This is a genomic window from Streptomyces virginiae (assembly GCF_040638905.1).
In the GTDB taxonomy this organism is placed as follows: Bacteria; Actinomycetota; Actinomycetes; order Streptomycetales; family Streptomycetaceae; genus Streptomyces; species Streptomyces virginiae_B.
Genome location: NZ_JBEZYV010000048.1, coordinates 15,529 through 32,592 on the forward strand (window position 1 = coordinate 15,529; position 17,064 = coordinate 32,592).

The following is a 17,064-nucleotide window of genomic DNA, read 5'->3' on the forward strand; positions in this document are numbered from 1 at the left end:
CTATGCCTCGAATGAGACAATCTTGTATCGTTCGAGGCGTAGGAGGCTCACCATGGTGCACGAAGAAGAAATGCTCGACAGCGCCGCCCGCGTCCTCGCCGGAGACCACAGCGCCTCGATGGTGCAGATCGCCGCCGGAATCGGGACGAGCCGCGCCACGCTGAGCCGTCGCTACGCGACCCGCGAGGCCCTGCTGCAAGCGGTCGCGGTGCGGGCGATCGAGGTGGTCGACGGCTGCCTGGCCCCGCTCGACCCGGCGCAGAACGCCGACGCCACTGCCTTCGACGCCGCCCTGGAGGAACTGGTCGTCGCGCTGCTGCCCGCAGCCCACCTCTACGGCTTCACCTCACGGGACGCCACCGTGCTCGCGGACCCCGCGTTCCGGGCCGGCGTGGACCGGCAGGACCAGCGGGCCCTCGCCTTCCTCGCCCTCGGCCAGCGGCTGGGGCGGCAAGACCTGCTAAGAACTCGGCTCCGCCATGGGCGTCGCCGTCCTGGGCTCGACCGCGGCAGCGCTCTACCGGGGCAACCTGCCCGACCTCGAACTGGACGGCCCCACCGCGGCCGCCGCACGGGACTCCGTCGGAGAGGCCGCGCACATCGCCGAACGACTGGGCGGCTCCGTCGGCCGGGCCCTGCTCGACACCGCCTCGCACGCCTACACCCTCGCCATCACCCCGGCGTTCCTCATGGCCGGCGGCCTCGCCGTCGCCGCGGCGGCCACGAGCTGGGCGCTCATTCCGCGCGATCTCCGGCCCACCGAGAACCACTGATCCGGGCGGGTCGGAAGGCGGCGGCCGGCGCCGGCCCCAGGGTGGTGGTGCCCGGCGCCGCCCGGTGCCCCAGCCCCGTGCGGTAGGCGTCCATCGCCGCCTCGACCCGGCCCGTACGCCGCAACAGGTCGCCCAGCAGCCGGCACAGATCGGCGAGATCGCCCGTCGCCCCGCTGCGCTCCAACAGGGCCAGGGCCTGTACGTAGTGCTCCTCGGCGGATTCCGACTCGCCGCGCTCCTCGGCCATCAGGCCGAGGAGCCGGTGCGCGCCGCCGGCGTGCACCGCGCCATGGCTGTTGCCGAGGTCCAGCAGCGCGGCGAGCAGCCCCGCGGCCTCCTCCTGCCGGCCCAGCCGACGCAGTACGTCCGCCAGTTCCACCTCCACCTGAGCCGTGTACAGGCCCGCCCGCCGGGCCGACAGCATGTCCCGGGCCGTGCGCAGCTCCCTTTCCGCCGGCCCCAGTTCGCCGTTCTGGGCCAGCACGTAGCCGCGCATCCAGTGGCAGTGCGCCAGATCGGTGCTCAGCTGCAGCTGGCCGTAGATCGCCTGCGCCTTGGCCAGGGAGGCGTCGGCCTCGGCCATCCGCCCCTCGGCGAGGAAGGTCCGCGCCACCTGCCGGTGCATGCCCGCCACCAGCGCCGGATCACTGACCCGCGGCGCCATGGCGAGGGCGAGTTCCGCCGAGTGGGCGGCGCGGGCGTGGGCGCCCATGTCCATGTACGGCCCGATGACCGCCGCGTGCAGAAGGACCAGCGCGTCGGGGTCGGCCAGCCCGCTCGCGCCCAGCTCGTCGATGGCGGACTCCAAGAGGTAGCAGGCGTAGCGCAGCTCGCCGGCGAGCAGGTGCGCCACGGCCCGGCCGCGCACGGGACGGGCCCGGAGCGGTAGCGGCTCGTCGGCCAGGAGGCGTTCGGCCTCCTCGAAGTGGCCGATCGCGGCGGGAAGTTCACCGGACTCGAGCGCGCACTCACCGAGTCCGAGGCGGGCCTGCGCCTGTTCGGGGACGAGCCCGAGCTCCTCCGCCTCGGTGAGCAGCCGGCGGTAGCGCGCGGCGGCCTCCTCGGCCGCGCCGGTGGCGAGGGTGCGCTGCGCGTCGGTGAGGGCGAGCCGCAGCTCGGTGGCCAGATGGGCGGGGCGGCCGGTGGCCAGCTCCTCGTACGAGGTGCCCAGGCGGGCGGCGAGGAAGCGCAGCGCGGTCTCGGAGGGGCGCACCTTGCCGGACTCCAGGGTGGAGATGTAGGCCGAGGTGTAGGAGGGGTGGGCCAACTGCTTCTGGGTCAGCCCGCGTTCGACCCGCATGCGCTGGACCCTGCGCCCGATCTGGTCCGGTTCGTCCATGGAATCCCCCCTGGTTGCTCGAACTCCCCAGTATTCAACCGGAGAACGCCATTGCGCACCTCCCGTGCGCCGCCTAGTTTAAGCAGCCGATTCAATACGCTTATCAATCGGCTTAACTTCCTTTCTCGGGGGGAGACTTCATGGATCCGGTCAGAGGTGCGTCGTCCGGACGACGGGTGCGGCGTCCGGCACTGCGCGCGGCGCTCGCAATGGTCTGCGCGACCGCCGCGCTGGTGGCCGCCGGCCCGGCGGACGCGGCGGACACCGCCGACGGCCCGGCCGGGACCCGGGTGGAGGTCGAGATCCCCGGGCCCGAACAGGGCGGCGACGCCGGATCCGGGCACGCCCTTGTGCCGTCGGCGGGCGGCCCCGCGAAGAGCGCGGGCCGGCTCACCGAGGCCGAGCGGTCGGCCGACGGCGAGGTCACCAAGATCATCGACAACGGCCCGACCGCCGACCGGCTCGACGTCGTCGTCATCGGCGACGGCTACACCGCCGCCGAACTGCCCCGGTTCCACGCGGACGCCGAGCAGAAGTGGGCCGAGGTGGCGGCCGTCGAGCCGTACACCACCTACCGCGGCCTGTTCAACGTCTGGACGGTCGACGCGGTCTCCCGCGAATCGGGCGTCTCCGGCGATCCGGAGCCGGCGACCGTCCGCGACACCGCCCTCGGCTCCTACTTCTGGTGCGACGACATCGAGCGGCTGCTCTGCATCGACCAGCCCAAGGTCGACGCGTACGTGGCGAAGGCGCCGGCGGCCGACCTGGTCATCGTCCTGGCCAACAGCGCCAAGTACGGGGGCGCCGGCTACAACGAGCCCAGCGCCACCCTCGGCTACGAGGGCATATCGACCGCCTCGGCCGGCCACCCGAAGTCCGGCCAGGTCGCCATCCACGAGACCGGCCACTCGCTGGGCAAGCTCGCCGACGAGTACTTCTACCCGGGCGTGCCGGACTACGAGAAGTACACCGGGCCAGAACCCGTCGAATCCAACAGCTCCGGCCTGCCCGCCGACCGGATGGCCGCACAGCGGGCCAAGTGGTACCGCTGGCTCGGCGAGGAGTCGCCGGACGGCGGCACGGTCGGGGCGTACGAGGGCGGCAACTACTACGTGACGGGGCTGTACCGGCCCACCGACAACTCGCTCATGCGGGTCCTGGGCAAGCCCTTCAACCTGCCCGGCGTCGAGTCGATGATCGCGGGGTTCTACCAGCACGCGAAGGTCGCCACCGCGCTCACCCCGACGGACCGGACCCTGCGGCTGCGCCACACGGCGAAGGTCGCCGTCCCGAAGCTGGCCGGAGCGGACGGCCGGCAGCTCGTGGTCCGCTGGTACCTGGACGGCAGGGAACTGAGGCGGTTCGAGGGGCGCACCGAGGTGTCCGTGGCCGAGCTGTGGCTCTTCGACCTCCGGACCCACCGCCTGTCGGTGACGGCCGAGGACCGCACGCCGTCGGTCCGCGACCCGAAGACCGCCCGCACGCTCCGCTCCACGGTGGAGTGGAAGGTACGGCTCTAGGCTGCACGCATGTGGAAAGAGGCCGCGGTTGAGGCGTACGAAGATGTCGGGTTCGCAGAGCCCGCCGGGGCGGCCGCCGTGGCCGGCGCGGAGCGGCGGCTCGGAGGGCCGCTGCCCGCCGCGCTGGTGGGGCTGCTGGGGGAGACCGACGGAGTCATCGGGCACCACGGGACCGACACGGTCTGGCCGCTGGACCAGATCGTCGAGGAGAACCTCCACTTCCGGTCGGACCCCGGCTTCGCCCGGCTCTACATGCCGTTCGACGCCCTGCTCTTCTTCGCCGACAACGGCGGCGGTGACCGGTTCGCCTTCGTCCGCACCCCCGAACGGGACGACATCTTCGTGTGGGAGCACGAGGACGACAGCCGACGGTGGGTCGCCCGGGACCTGCGGGACTACCTCGGGCGGTCGCTGGCCGGCGGTGGGGACGAGTGGTACCGGTAGCCGCGCGAGGCAGGCGCGAGGCAGGCGCGCGGCGGCCGGTGGCCGCGGCGACGGTGGGTCGCGGCGGCCACCGGCCGGGGCGCGGTGAGTACGGAGGGGCGCGCAGGCTACATCGGGTCCATGCCCCGGTCGTCCATACGGCTCTCCTGCTCGCTCTGCTCCTGCAGACGGCGGGCCTTCTCCTTCAGCCGGCGGCGCTCCTCAGGATCGGTGGACCGCTCGGCGGCCTCGTTCAGCTCCTTGGCCTTGGTGCGCATCTGCTGGGACCGGCCGCGGGACTCGCCTGAAACGCTCATGATCGCTCCTTGCGTCTGGGGTAGAGCAGGCGGATTCAGCGAACCAGCACTGCCGGGCACCCGCATCTCGAACCGTCACCCAAGGTGATCCGCCGCCGACGGCCGCTGCCGTCCGAGGGGCTGTCGGCGTCCGCCGACACCACACGGTCGGCCCAGCGCACGATCGGCACCATCGGAAGGGCGCCGCCATCGGCGACGCCGGCGGCGGCGATCGGCGATGCCGGCGCCCTCGGCCGAGCGGCACCGCAGCGCGTCCGGTCAGTACAGCCCCGGCCGGGCGAGGTCCTCGTCCGAGTCCGCCCCCAGCCCGGTGGTGAGGGTGAAGAGCGCCCCGTCCGGGTCGCGGAGCGTCACCCACCGCTCCGCCGCGTTCGAGGTGATGTCCGAGACCATGCGCCCCCCGAGCATGACGGCCGCCTCGATCGCCGGCCGGAGCCTGGGCACGCGGAAATGCACGTGCCAGCGCGGCCGGGCGTGCGGCGAGTAGGAGGCGAGCTCGACGGGACCGCTGTTCAGCCGGGCCACGGGCTCGCCGTTCTGCCGCAGGACGACCTGGTCCTCCTCGTAGGAGACCGCGCAGCAGCCCGGGCGGTCGGTGGCCCACTCCAGCACCGCGCCGTAGAACATCGCCGCGTCGAAGGCGTTCCTGGTACGCAGTTCCAGCCAGGCCGGCAGGGGGCCCTTGCCGGCCCGCCAGTCCGCGGCGACGTCCCCCTCCCAGATCCCGAAGACCGCACCGTCCGGGTCGGCGACGAGCGCCGCGCGGCCCCCGGACTCGAAGGAGACCGGACCGACCGCGATGGTGCCCGTCCGCTCACGGATGCGGTCCACCGCCGCGTCGGCGTCGTCCACGGCGAAGTACGGGGTCCACGCCGCCGCGACGCCCAGGTCCGCGGCCAGCGCCCCGATGCCCGCCACCGGGACACGATCGAGGAACGCCACCGTAAAGGCCTCGCCGAGGCGGGCCGGCCGGAAGCGCCAGCCGGCCACCGCACGGTAGAAGCGCTGGGCCGTCCCGAGATCGCGCGTCATCAGGCTCACCCAGCACGGCGCCCCGAAGACCTCCCGTGTCGAAATCTCCACCGCACGCTCCGTCCCTCAGGCACCCCGTCGTTCCATTCTGGTCCCTATCGTGACGATCCTCGCGGTCGGCGGTCGCCGATGCACACACAAAGTGGCCGAGAATCACTTTCCGTGCCAATCCCTGCGGTCGTGCGCGGCGATAGCCTCGGTCCCGGACACCACCGCGCAGCGTCGAAAGGCAGGTCTCCCATGGCCGGATCCCAGGTTCCCGTGATCGATCTCGGGCCGTGGCGGTCCGGCGGGCCGCGAGAACGCGCCCGTACGGCCGCCCGCGTCGACGAGGCCCTGCGCGCGGCCGGATTCCTGCTCGTGACCGGCCACGGCGTCGACCCCGCGCTCCCCGCACGGATCCGGGACACGGCCCGCGCGTTCTTCCGGCTCCCGGCCGCCATGAAGGAGCCCTACGCCGTCACGGTCGGCGGCCGGGGCTGGCTGGGACCCGGGGCCGAGGCCAACAGCTATGCGGAGGGCACGGCCTCGCCGCCCGACCTCAAGGAGTCCTGGTCCTTCGCGGCCGACGAACCGACCGGGGACCCCGCCGTGGACGCCGAATGGTTCCGGCCCAACACCTGGCCGCAGGAGGTACCGGAGCTGCGCCCCCTGGTCACGGAATACCTGGCACGGATGCGGGCCCTCTCCGACGAACTGCTGGAACTCCTCGCCACCGCCCTCGGACTCGACCAGGACCACTTCACGCGCCACACCGGACACCCCACCTGGGGGTTCAACCTCAACTGGTACCCCGGTACGGAGACCGTCGGCGCCCCCCTGCCGGGACAGTTCCGCATCGGCGCCCACACCGACTTCGGCACGGTCACCGTCCTCGACCGCCAGCTCGGCTCGGGCGGGCTCCAGATCCACACCGACGCCGACGGCTGGCAGGACGCGCCCTACGACCCGGCCGCGCTCACCGTCAACATCGGCGACCTGATGGCCCGCTGGACCGGCGACCGCTGGCGGGCCGGCCGCCACCGCGTGCTGCCCCCGCCCGCCGACACGCCGGCCGAGGAACTGATCTCCCTCGTCTACTTCTACGAGTGCGACGCGCACACCCGGGTGGAATCCCTCCCCGCCCCCATCGGCCGGGTGGTGCACGACCCCGTCGACTCCCACACGTATCTGCGGGAGAAGCTCCGGGCCATCAGCGTCCCCGCAGGTGTTGATACTTCGGAGTGACAAACGGTGCGGAGCCCTCCCCAAGGGCTACGCCCGGATCAACCGGAAAGGTGACGACCGCCGCGGCCACCGTGCATAGCGTCCGTTCCATGACACGACGCCGAACGGCCGCAGCAGCCGCCTTACTCGCCCTCCTCCTGCCGCTCCCGCTCGCCGCCGCCGGTACCGCCGCCGCGGCGGACTCCCCGGCCACGGCCGAGCGCAGCCGCCCAGCGGTCCAACTCCCTCACCCCACCGGCCGGTTCGCGGTCGGCCGGGAAGACCTGCACCTGGTCGACCGCAGCCGGACCGACCCCTGGGCCGGCTCCGGACCGCGCGAACTGATGGTCACCATGCGCTACCCGGCCCGGCGCGACACCGGCAGCGCCGCGCGCTACCTCACCCGCGAGGAGGCCCGCCTGCTCCTCGTCGACAGGGGACTGGACCAGGCCGTCCCCGTCGAGACCCTGGCCGGTACCGCGAGCGCCTCGCGGACCGGCGCCCGCCCCGTCGCCGGACGCCACCCGCTGGTCGTCCTCTCACCGGGCTTCACCGTCCACCGCGCCACCCTCACGGCGCTCGCCGAAGACCTCGCCTCCCGCGGCTACGTCGTCGCCGCGGTCGACCACGCCCACGAGAGCGTGGGCACCGCCTTCCCCGGCGGCCGCGTGCTCACCTGCCTGGCCTGCGACAAGGCCGAGGAGACCGGTATGCGGGCGGTGAGCGACAACCGCGCCCGCGACGTGTCCTTCCTGCTGGACCGCCTCACCGGACCCCACCCCGCCTGGCGCCACGCGGGCCTGATCGACCCCGGCCGCATCGCGATGGCGGGCCACTCCATCGGCGGCGCCTCGGCGATCGCCGCGATGGCGGCCGACCCGAGGATCCGCGCCGGGGTGAACATGGACGGCGGCAACGCCACCCCCGTACCCGCCAACGGACTGGGCGGGCGCCCCTTCCTGCTCCTCGGCGCCCAGCAGCGGGGCCCGGGCGGCAACGCGACCTGGGACCGCGACTGGCCGCTGCTCGACGGCTGGAAGCGCTGGATCACCTTCGACGGCTCCGGCCACTTCACCTTCAGCGACTTCCCGGCCATCGGCGAGCAGCTGGGCCTGAACGACCCCGAGACCCCGCTGCCCGGCGCCCGCTCCGTCGAACTGACCCGCCGCTACGTCGGCGCCTTCCTCGACCGGCACCTGCGCGGGGAGTCCCGGCCCGTCCTGGACGGCCCCTCCGCCGGCGCCCCGGAGGTCCGCTTCCACGCTCCGTAGGCCGTCCGAGCAGGCTCAGACCACCATCACCGGGTGGCGCACCACCGCGTCGAAGAGGTAGCCCTGCGTGTTGTGGACCGCCGTCTCCGGCTGCGTACGCCCGGTCCCGTCGCTCGCCCGGGCCAGCAGCGCGGTAGCACCCGTCGTCCGCGGGGTCCACGGCACCGACCAGCGCACCCAGCCGCCCCGCTGCGGGGAATCGTGCACCCGGGCGCGCCGCCAGTCGCCGCCGCCGTCCGTACTGACCTCGACCCGGGTCACGGGGGCGGCGGCGGACCACGAACGGCCCGTCAGCAGCCGAGTCCGGTGCACCGCAACGGTGGCGCCCAACTCCAGCTCGAAGGCGCTCTTGAGGGTCTGCCGGGTGAGCGGGGCGCTGCCCTCCGCCGGATGCCCGGGACCGAACAGCCGGTACATGTCCGTGTTCCACGGCGAGTACAGCGCCTCGCCGCTCACCTCGATGTCACCGACCCACTTGATCGACGAGATGCCCACCCAGTCCGGGACCACCAGGCGGACGGGACCGCCGTGGTCGGGCGGCAGCGGACGCCCGTTCATCTCGTAGGCGAGCAGGACGTCGTCCAGCGCCTTCGTCACCGGCAGCGGACGCCGCACGCGGCCCAGGTTCACCCCGTTCGCCACCACCTCGTCGTCCAGCCCGCGCGGCAGGACGTCGACCGCACCCCGGGTCACCCCCGCCAGCCGCAGCACGTCCGACAGCCGCGCCCCGCGCCAGTGCGCGACACCGATCGCGCCCAGTGTCCAGGCCGTACCGGTCACCGGCTGGCCCTGCTGCGTGGAGTAGAAGCTCCGGCCGTTGCCCGCGCACTCGATGAACAGCGTCCGCTCGACCGCCCGCAGGGCCCGGAGCTGCTCGTACGAGAACTCCACCGGGCCGCCCGCGAGCCCGTCGCCCCACACCTTCAGCCGCCACGCGCCGGCGTCGATGCGCGGGGTCGAGGTGTGGTTGCGCACGAAGAAGCGGTCGACCGGGGTGAGCCGGCCCGTACCCCGCAGCGCGGCGAAGTTCGTCTCCGCGTTCGTCCCGCGGATCGTGAACAGCTCGGGCGGCAGCGGTTTGAGGATCCCGGGCGCGGCCTCCGGACCTGCCGCCGAGGCCGTACCGGCCGCCGCCACCCCCAGCGATCCGGCCGCGGCTCCCACCGCGAACAGCTTCAGCAGACCACGGCGGTCCACCCCGGCGGAGCGGGCTCGGCCGCGGGTCCACTGCCGCAGGCGGGTACGGTCGTAGCGGCTCTCGTCCGACATATCGAGCGGCATGGCAGGGTCACTCCTAGGTCGCGGTTCCCGACGGACCGTAGCGGCCCGGGGCGAACCGCGGAAAGCTTCCCCGCCGGACGGCCACGAACCCGCAACACAGCCGCAACGGCCGATTACCGCTGGTCCGGCGAATTTCGGCAGGATGTGGCACATGACCGAGATCCGTACCCCCCGCCTCCTCCTCCGCCTCTGGACCGACGACGACCTCGTCCCCCTTTCGGAGATCCACGCCGACCCCGAGGTGATGCGCTGGATCGGCGACGGCTCCACCCTCGGCCTCGACGAGACGGCCGAGGCGATCGAGCGCTGGGAGGAGGAGTGGGACGAGGAGGGCTTCGGGCTCTTCGCCGTCGAGCTCCTCGGCTCCGGGGAGCTCATCGGAGCCGTCGGCCTCTCGGTCCTGGAGGACCTGCCCGACGCGCGGGCCGACGTACAGATCAGCTGGCTGCTCGGCCGCCAGTACTGGGGCCAGGGCTACGCCTCCGAAGCCGCCCACGCCACCTTGGAATTCGCCCTCCAGGACCGCGGCCTGGACCGCGTCGTCGCCGTCAACCGGCTCGGTGACGCCGCCTCCGAGAACGTGATCCGCAAGCTGGACATGGTGCGGGAACGCGAGACCACCGACCCCCGCTACGGGCACGCCGTGGAGGTTTACGGCATCGACCTCACGCAGTACGAGGGCTAGCTCATCAGCCGATCGGACGACCCGGGGGTCGGCCGGCCCGCTCCCGTACGCGTAGGTCTTGCCGGCGCCGGACATGGTGCTGCTCTCACCACGGCCGCCGAAGGTGCCGGAAAGCAGCGCACCGGAGACCCTCGGCCCGCCTCAGGCGGGGCCGCCGCCGGGGGCGACGGCCCCGCCGCCCGCACGGACCGCGGCGACGGCCGCGGCGTGCAGTGCGGCCGGGGCGCCGTGATGGGGCCGGGGGCTGCCCGTGAGGGTGTACCACTCGTCGGCGTCCTTGTACTGGACGTCGAACCGGACCAGCCCTCCGCCCGTCACGGTGGTGCGCAGGGTCAGCGGGCCGGTGATGACGCCGACCTCGTCGGTCATGGCGCCGCCCGGCCCGGCGAGCACGTCGTCCTGCCACCGCTCCGCCCCGGTCATGAGGCGCAGGTGTCCAGCATCGTGGTGAGCATCTTCTTCTCCGGCTCGGTGACGGTCAGTTCGTACGCGGATTTGACGGTGGTCCAGGCACGTCCGTACTGGCACCAGCTCGAACGGTCCGGCGGCTGCCACAGGTCGGGGCTCTGGTCGCCCTTCGACCGGTTGGAGGCCGCGGTGACCGCCAGCAGCTGAGGATGGGCCAGGTCGTTGGCGAAAGCCTTGCGGCGGGCGGCGTCCCAGCCGGACGCGCCGGAGCGCCAGCCCTCGGCGAGCGGCACGATGTGGTCGATGTCCAGTTCGCCCGCCTCGGTGACGACCACCCCGTCGTACAGGCTCTTCCACGTACCCGACACGGCGCGGCACTCGCCGTCCCGCTTCACCGCGGTGCCGTCCCGTTCGAGGACTGTCTCGCGCGTGTCGCACTTGTCGCCCTGCTCCGCCCAGTGCGTGAACCGGGCCCTGCTGTAGCCGGCCATCGAGCCCACCGGAGCCACCTTCAGCGCGGCCAGCCGGGTTCGGGCGACGGCGGTGGTGACCATGCCGGGCAGGACGTCCCCGCCGGCCGGCGCCCCGCCCGCGGGACCCCCGGCCGGCGGCGCGGCCCGGGAGTCGGACGGCTTCGGCTTGGCGTCCCCGCCGCCCGGCGCGTCCGGACCGGCCGGACCGGCCGGACCGGAGCAGCCTGCCCCGGCCGCCAGCAGCAGGGCGGCCAGCAGCACGCCCGGTACACGTATCTGACGTCCCATAACCCCACCCCGAGCCCGAACCGCTCCGCCACTGTCCCGGAAAGCCTACCCAGAACCGGACATTCAACTTATGGAGGCCCCTCCGGCGGGCGTTGTCAGTGGCCCTCGCTAGTCTCCCGACATACCGCAGCTCACGGGGGTTTGCTCCCCCTGTCAGGGCTGCGCGGAAACACGTACGGGACAGGCGGAGGGGCACAGTCTGATGGCATGGCTGGCGGCGGGCGAGGGGTACGAGATCGCCCTGGTGGAGGGGCGGGTGGCGGCGAGGTCCGTCACCGGCCGGGCAGCGGGACGGCAGTTGAAGACGCTGCCCAAGGCACTGAAGGACCATCCCGAGGTGGACCGGCTGCGCCGGCTCGCCGAATGGCTCGACCGGCACGCGGCGGCCTGCGTCGCCCAGGTCGACGGCTGGATGGTGTCCTCGCTGCCCGTCCCGACCGAACTGCTCGCCCGGGTCTGGCCCGACGACGCCTGGCAGAACGCCCTGCGCGACCTGGCCGTCGTCGGCGACGACCCCGACGAGGTGGGCTTCCTGCGGGACGCCACCGCGTCGGGCGAGCTCAAGGTGGTCAACCTTGACGGCGAGACCGTACGGCTCTCCCCGCGCACGGTGACCCTGCCCCACCCGGTGCTGCTGCCCGACCTGGACGACGTACGGGAGTTCGCGGCCGAGCTGGGCATCGTGCAGCAGGTCGAGCAGATCCACCGCGCCACCTGGCGCAAGCCCGACGAGGTCTCCGCCACCGCCACCGAGGTCCGCGACTACGCGGGCGGGGTCTTCCCCACCCGGTTCAGCCTCGCCGCCCGCGCGACCGCCCTGGGCTACCGGGTCTCCGGCGGCTACGCCACCTGCAAGGTCCGCGACGCGGGAGCCGGCTCCGGCACGGAGGCGGCGGTGTGGATCGGCGAGCCGTACTACGACGACGAGACCACCACCGGCGCGCTGAGCTGGCACGACGAGGACGGCCGGGCGGTGACGCTGGCCAAGGTCGGACCGGTGGCCTGGTCCGAGGGAATGCGGATGGCCGCGGCACTGTACGCCGGGCGCAAGATCGAGGAGGGCGGGAACGCATGAGCAAGAACCTGAGAAACACCGGGACGGCCGAGACCGAGCTGCTGCAGGCCGGCGCCGTCCTCCCCAACGGCACCACCGGGGCCGGAGCCGACGCCGTCGACCTGACCGCCCGCAGCTACCGCCACCCCGGCCTGGACGAGGACCGCGTCGTCGTCCGGCTCGCCGCCGCCGAACTCGGCGCGGCCGAGGACCTCGCCGCCGGCTTCCTGGGCCTCGTACGCGACGAGGGTGAGCCGCCCGTCGTCGGCCTGAGCCGGCGCCAGGCACTCGGCTTCCCCGAATGGGTCCTCGTGCACCACCCCGAGGACGGCCACCACGCCCTCGCCGTCGTCCCCGAACTCGACCGGGTCGCCCGCCAGGCCAAGACCAAGCCGAAGGCCGCGCTCGACGCGTGCACCGAACTGGCCGAGCGCCTCGCCGCCTCCGTGCCGCACTTCCTGCCCCTCTTCCACGAGCAGGCCGCCCGCATCTTCCTCGCCGTCGAGAACACCACCTACGCCGCCCAGCTGTTCGGCCGCGCCCGCACCGCCGAGGCCCAGCACGGCCTGCCCGTCGACGAGGACCGCCTCGACTCCGTCTTCCTCGAATTCGCGCTGGCCGGCGCCCTGCCGGTGAAGGTGCTCGCCGGCTACGGCAAGGCCCTGGCCGTCCGCGTCAGCCCCGCCGAGGCCTACGAGCGCTTCCGCCGCCTGTGCGTACGCCGCACCGCGGGCGGTCTGCCGCCCTCCGCGCAGGCCGCCGTCGAACTGCGCCGCCTCGCCCGCGCCGCGGGCCTGACCGGCACCGAACCCGAGCAGGACTACCTCGCCGAACTGCTGCCCCTGCCCGCCACCCTGCGTGCCGCGCTCGGCTGGTGGAAGGCCCACCGCGGCGCCCTCGTCGCGCTCGCCCGCCGCGTCCCCGCCGTACGCGGCACGCTCCTCGGCCTGACCCCGCCCGGCGGCGACGTCGACCTGATCGACCTGTGGCTGGACGTCCTGGAGGAGTCCGGCGCCACCGCCGGACTCGCCGACGGGAACCTGCCCGAGGAGGAACGCTGCTCCGACGGCACCGCCGGCTGGCTCGAGCGCTTCTCCACCGCCCGCCGCTCCGGCTGGGGCCGCCGCCCCACGAACCCGGTCCTGCTCGACGTCGTCGAGCGCTGCGCCCCGCAGCTGCGCGCCGAACTCGACCGGCCCGGGCGGGAGGCCGGCCTGCGGATCGGCGTCCAGGACGCCGACCTCCTCGACCTTCTGCTCACCCTCGAAGTCCCCGTCGTCTCCCCCCGGGAAGACGGCACGCGGCACCACCACGACACGCTGAACCTGTCCGACTGGGCCGGCCGCGACGAGCGACGCGACCTGTCCGCGGTCGCCGCGGACACCCGCTTCCAGCCCGCCTTCCGCCGGGCGCTGAACGGCATCGGCAGCGGCGGGGCCGACATCGTCCGCCGCGTCGCCGCCTCGCCCGGCGCGCGCCCCCTGCTGGCCGAGTGGATGGGCGAGGTCGCCCGCGCCTCCGTCGCCGCCGGCCTCCCCGGAGTCCCCGAGGCCATCGAGCGGCTGACCTGGCTGCCCGTCGAGGCGCTCGCGCTCGCCCCCGAGGAAGTCGCCGCCGCGGCCGCCGCCGACCTCGGGGAAACCCTCGCCCGCACCCTGCGCGGCGGCCTCTTCGAGGAACTGGCCTGGCCCGCCTGGGAGAACGCCGTCGCCGAACTGACCCCCGGCAAGGACCGCAACGGCCTCATCGTCGTCGAGGCCTGGCCGTACCTGATCGTCGCCAACACGGCCCAGGTCCGCGTCATCGACGCCGACTCCACCGTCCTCACGCACGACCTGCGCGTCCCGGCCGGCTCCCACCGCCGCATGGGATTCCACTACGTCGACGGCGAACTGCTCGTCTTCTGGGCCGACTGGAGCGCCAACCGCGTCGAGGGCTACTGGCACTCCTCGCCCGGCACCGTCTTCACCCTCGACACCGACCGCAACTACTGGTCCCTGCGCAGCGACCACCTCTCCCTGCAGCTGCCCGGCGGCGGGCGCACCACCGGCGGCGGCGTCCTGCACCGCGGCGACACCCGGCTGCCCGACGAGCGGCCGGTGATGTCCGACGGCACCTCGTACTGGGTGTGGCGGCAGCGCGACCACGACAACGACAGCGGCTGGGTCGAGTACGACCCGGCGAGCGGCGCCTACGGACGCTCCTCCATGCCCGCGTTCTTCGCCGACACCATCAGGGCGTACAGCTGCAAGGCCTCCTCCGGGTACTCCGGCCGGCTGCTGCCCACGCCCACCGTGGAAGGCTCCGTGCTGGGCGCACCCGTCGACGGCCTCCTCGGCTGGCACGCCGTACGCCTCCCCGACAACGGCTGGGCGGGCACCGACACCGGCGGACGCACCGTCACCGTCCCCGAAGGCGGGGACAAGCCCGTCGCGGCCCTCACCTTCCCGGGCGACGACCGCCCGCGCGCCCTCTCGCACAGCTGGCGCGAACTGTCCCTCACCGACCCCGACGGCGTCGTCACCGCCCAGACCCGCAACGACCGCCACGACACCCCCTTCAGCACCGGCAGCGTCGACCTCCCGCCGCTCTCCCACTGGTACGCCCTGCGCCCGCGCGACCCGCAGGGCTCGATGGCGCTGCGCACGGCCGACCGCGAGACCGTCGGGGCCCTGCTCAAGGCGGCGGCCGCCGCACCGAAGGCCACCGACCTTCCGGACGTGGTGAGCGCGGCCCTGCCGCAGGTCACCGACCCCAGGCTGATCGGCGGCATCGTCGAGGTCCTGCGGTTCGCCCTCACCCAGCAGAAGGCCCTGGACGGGATCTCGGCCCGGCTCGACGCGGACACCGCCCCCCAGGAGGAGCGCGAGCTCGGACCCGCCGACCAACTCCTCGGCGCGGCCCTGAACGGCCTGCTCGACCACGGCCACTACCGCCACAACGACGACAGCGACGGCACACACCGCACCCTGAGCCTCCTCGGGGCCGCCCGCGCCGACACCGACGCCGCCGGGGTGCCCGGGCTGCTCCACTTCGACACCCCCGCCCTGCCGTACTTCACCTTCACCTGGACGCCACTGCTGGACCAGCCCGCGGCCGCCGCCTACCGGGCCGTCGCCGCGACGACCACCGACGAACAGCGAGCTGCCCTCCTCACCGTGCTCGGCGAGGTGGACACCCTCGGCATGGCCTCGGCGCAGGGCGCGGCCGGCAGCTGGCGCCAGGTCCGGGTCCACCTCGGCCGATCCCACCTGACCGGCCCCGACGGCCTCGGCCGCAACGTCTACCACCGCAGCCTGCTGCCGCTGGGAGGCGGAGCCGTCCTCGCCATGACCGAGCACGGCGACTCCGTGCCCGACGGCCACGAGTTCGGGGCCCTCCTCCACGACCCCACCGGCCGCTTCACCGTCCCCGGCCCCTACACCGTGCGCCGCGCGACACCCCTCGGCGACCCCGACCGCGGCCCCGGCTGGCTGACCGCCTTCCTCGGCGCCGCCGCCGAGCACGGCCCGCTGCCCTTCCGCCCGGAAGCCGCGGAGGAGTTCTCCCGGCTCACCGGGGTCTGCGGCGCCCTCGCCCGCCTGGTGGTCGCGGGACTCCCACACATCGACAGCTACGACCGCAACTTCCTGCCCGCGCAGGTGCGCACGACCCTCGGCGTCAAGGCAACCGACGCCGCCTACGCCCGTGACGAGCTCAAGAGCCTCGGCGCGGACGTCCGGCGCGCCCTGGTCGCGGCCCTGCTGCCCGCCGATCCGGCACGCCTGTGGAGCGAGGGCCCCGACGTGGCGGCCGCCGCGGAGCTGTGGAACCGGCGCGTGGGCCGCCGCACCCCCGTCCCCGACTGGCTGGCCACGGAGGCCGCGCGCGCCGTCCGCGGCGGATGGCCCGCCCACCGCGTGCTGGCCGCACTGCTCGACCCGGCCGCCTCCCGCGAGCTCTCCGTCGACGTGCCGTGGACCGTCAAGGGCGACCACGTGGAACCCGCCGTGGCCGTGCCCGACCCCTTCAACGCACAGGTCCTGAACTCGACCCTGGCCATGAGCGCATGGCTGGCCCACCGGCTGCCGGCCGGCGACCCCGTACGAGCGGTCCTGCCGCCCGCACTGACCGCGGTGCGGCAGCGCCTCGCCGCGCCCGAACTGCTCCTGGAGGTCGCCCACTACACCAGCCTCCCCGACTTCCGGAAGGTCGCCGGAACACCGACCGAGACCGGCGAGGGCTACGAGCGTTACGGCGCCGTCGTCATGGCCACCCACGACGACCAGCCCAAGCCGGCGGTGCGTCCGGCGCTGCTGGACTCCACCGGCTCCGACCCGTACCTGCCGGCGCTGCGCGGTGACGACCAGCAGCCCCTGGTGGTCGAGAGGGCCCTGCGGACCGCCCACGACCCGCGCTTCGCCGCACTGCTCGCCGACCCGGGCGCCCCCGCGGCGGGCACCGTCGGCGCGGACGGCACGTGGTGGCCCCAGGACCCGAGCCGATCGGTTCCCGAGCTGGTGGAGGAGGTCGGCGCCGAGTACGGGCTGGGCGCCGACGCGGCCGCCCTGTACCTGGCCCTGCTCGCCATGCCCGACCCCACCGACCGCAACACCGCCCGGTGGACGGGCTGGAAGCCTGCCCGCATCAAGGCCGCCCGGGCCGAACTGGCCGCCACCGACCTGGTGGTGTCGGCCGACCGCAGCCGGGCCGGACGCTCGCTGTTCCTGCCCGGCGGATGGGCCGACATGCCCTCCCCGGCACTGCCGGTGGAGCAGTGGAAGCTGCCGATGTACGGCCTCACCGCCGGCGGCCGGCCACTGCTGGGCGTCCTGGCACCGGCCGAACCGGCCGCGGAGCTCTACCGCCGCGCCTGGCAGCGGATCCGGGAGGGCGACGTCCCCCGCTTCCAGGAACTGAAGGTGAAGCGCACCCGCGCCCGCCGCCGCTGAGCCGGCCGGTACCCCGACGCGGGGCCCGCGCGGCCCACCCGTCACGGTGGGCCGCGCCGGCCC

At 74.0% G+C, this 17,064-nt stretch carries 14 protein-coding genes and 1 pseudogene; 9 read left to right on the top strand and 6 right to left on the bottom strand.

What is annotated here, in order from left to right:
- Positions 1–70: 70 nt before the first annotated feature.
- Positions 71–193: pseudogene (locus AB0F82_RS35435) on the top strand (TetR family transcriptional regulator); the annotation flags it as partial.
- Positions 194–479: 286 nt separating this feature from the next.
- Complete coding sequence (locus tag AB0F82_RS35440; protein WP_362635213.1) at positions 480–773, top strand: hypothetical protein; 294 nt, start codon at positions 480–482, stop codon at positions 771–773.
- On the opposite strand, the gene AB0F82_RS35445 is transcribed toward AB0F82_RS35440, so the two are convergent.
- Positions 736–2,112, bottom strand: a complete 1,377-nt coding sequence (locus AB0F82_RS35445; protein ID WP_362635169.1) for a helix-turn-helix domain-containing protein — start codon at positions 2,110–2,112, stop codon at positions 736–738. The genes AB0F82_RS35440 and AB0F82_RS35445 overlap by 38 nt on opposite strands.
- 140 nt (positions 2,113–2,252) lie before the next feature.
- Between AB0F82_RS35445 and AB0F82_RS35450 the strand changes: the two genes are divergently transcribed.
- Positions 2,253–3,632 carry a M64 family metallopeptidase gene (locus AB0F82_RS35450; protein ID WP_362635171.1) on the top strand — a complete coding sequence of 460 codons (1,380 nt, stop codon included), beginning with the start codon at positions 2,253–2,255 and terminating at the stop codon, positions 3,630–3,632.
- Between the two features lie 9 nt (positions 3,633–3,641).
- Entirely contained in the window at positions 3,642–4,076 is a 435-nt protein-coding gene (locus AB0F82_RS35455; protein WP_356814302.1) for an SMI1/KNR4 family protein, read from the top strand.
- Positions 4,077–4,183: 107 nt separating this feature from the next.
- Here the strand turns inward: AB0F82_RS35455 and AB0F82_RS35460 are convergent, their stop codons facing one another.
- Entirely contained in the window at positions 4,184–4,372 is a 189-nt protein-coding gene (locus AB0F82_RS35460) for a DUF6381 family protein (protein ID WP_030657858.1), read from the bottom strand.
- Between the two features lie 258 nt (positions 4,373–4,630).
- Positions 4,631–5,404, bottom strand: a complete 774-nt coding sequence (locus tag AB0F82_RS35465) for a VOC family protein (protein ID WP_362635210.1) — start codon at positions 5,402–5,404, stop codon at positions 4,631–4,633.
- A 240-nt stretch (positions 5,405–5,644) separates the two neighbouring features.
- Between AB0F82_RS35465 and AB0F82_RS35470 the strand changes: the two genes are divergently transcribed.
- Both AB0F82_RS35470 and AB0F82_RS35475 read left to right on the top strand, forming a co-directional pair.
- Positions 5,645–6,631, top strand: coding sequence for an isopenicillin N synthase family dioxygenase (locus AB0F82_RS35470; protein WP_362635175.1), 987 nt, complete (start codon positions 5,645–5,647; stop codon positions 6,629–6,631).
- Positions 6,632–6,720: 89 nt separating this feature from the next.
- Positions 6,721–7,881 (top strand): alpha/beta hydrolase family protein, encoded by a 1,161-nt coding sequence (locus AB0F82_RS35475; protein ID WP_362635178.1) that lies wholly within the window; start codon positions 6,721–6,723, stop codon positions 7,879–7,881.
- A gap of 15 nt (positions 7,882–7,896) precedes the next feature.
- Here AB0F82_RS35475 and AB0F82_RS35480 read toward each other — a convergent pair whose 3' ends face one another.
- Positions 7,897–9,162: a molybdopterin-dependent oxidoreductase gene (locus AB0F82_RS35480; protein ID WP_362635181.1), complete on the bottom strand. Its 1,266-nt coding sequence runs from the start codon at positions 9,160–9,162 to the stop codon at positions 7,897–7,899.
- Between the two features lie 151 nt (positions 9,163–9,313).
- Here AB0F82_RS35480 and AB0F82_RS35485 point away from each other — a divergent pair, with 151 nt between their 5' ends.
- Complete coding sequence (locus AB0F82_RS35485; protein ID WP_362635183.1) at positions 9,314–9,847, top strand: GNAT family N-acetyltransferase; 534 nt, start codon at positions 9,314–9,316, stop codon at positions 9,845–9,847.
- Between the two features lie 141 nt (positions 9,848–9,988).
- Here the strand turns inward: AB0F82_RS35485 and AB0F82_RS35490 are convergent, their stop codons facing one another.
- Together AB0F82_RS35490 and AB0F82_RS35495 are read right to left on the bottom strand one after the other, a co-directional pair.
- Positions 9,989–10,270 (bottom strand): hypothetical protein, encoded by a 282-nt coding sequence (locus AB0F82_RS35490; RefSeq protein ID WP_356814308.1) that lies wholly within the window; start codon positions 10,268–10,270, stop codon positions 9,989–9,991.
- A complete protein-coding gene (locus AB0F82_RS35495; RefSeq protein ID WP_362635187.1) occupies positions 10,267–11,016 on the bottom strand; it encodes an HNH endonuclease family protein in 750 nt (249 codons plus the stop codon). Before AB0F82_RS35495 ends, AB0F82_RS35490 begins: the two co-directional genes overlap by 4 nt.
- 202 nt (positions 11,017–11,218) lie before the next feature.
- On the opposite strand from AB0F82_RS35495, the gene AB0F82_RS35500 reads away from it, so the two are divergent.
- Both AB0F82_RS35500 and AB0F82_RS35505 read left to right on the top strand, forming a co-directional pair.
- On the top strand, positions 11,219–12,091 hold the full coding sequence (locus tag AB0F82_RS35500) for a DUF4132 domain-containing protein (RefSeq protein ID WP_362635189.1): 873 nt from the start codon (positions 11,219–11,221) through the stop codon (positions 12,089–12,091).
- Positions 12,088–17,001, top strand: coding sequence for a DNA-binding protein (locus AB0F82_RS35505; protein WP_362635192.1), 4,914 nt, complete (start codon positions 12,088–12,090; stop codon positions 16,999–17,001). Before AB0F82_RS35500 ends, AB0F82_RS35505 begins: the two co-directional genes overlap by 4 nt.
- Positions 17,002–17,064 lie beyond the last annotated feature (63 nt).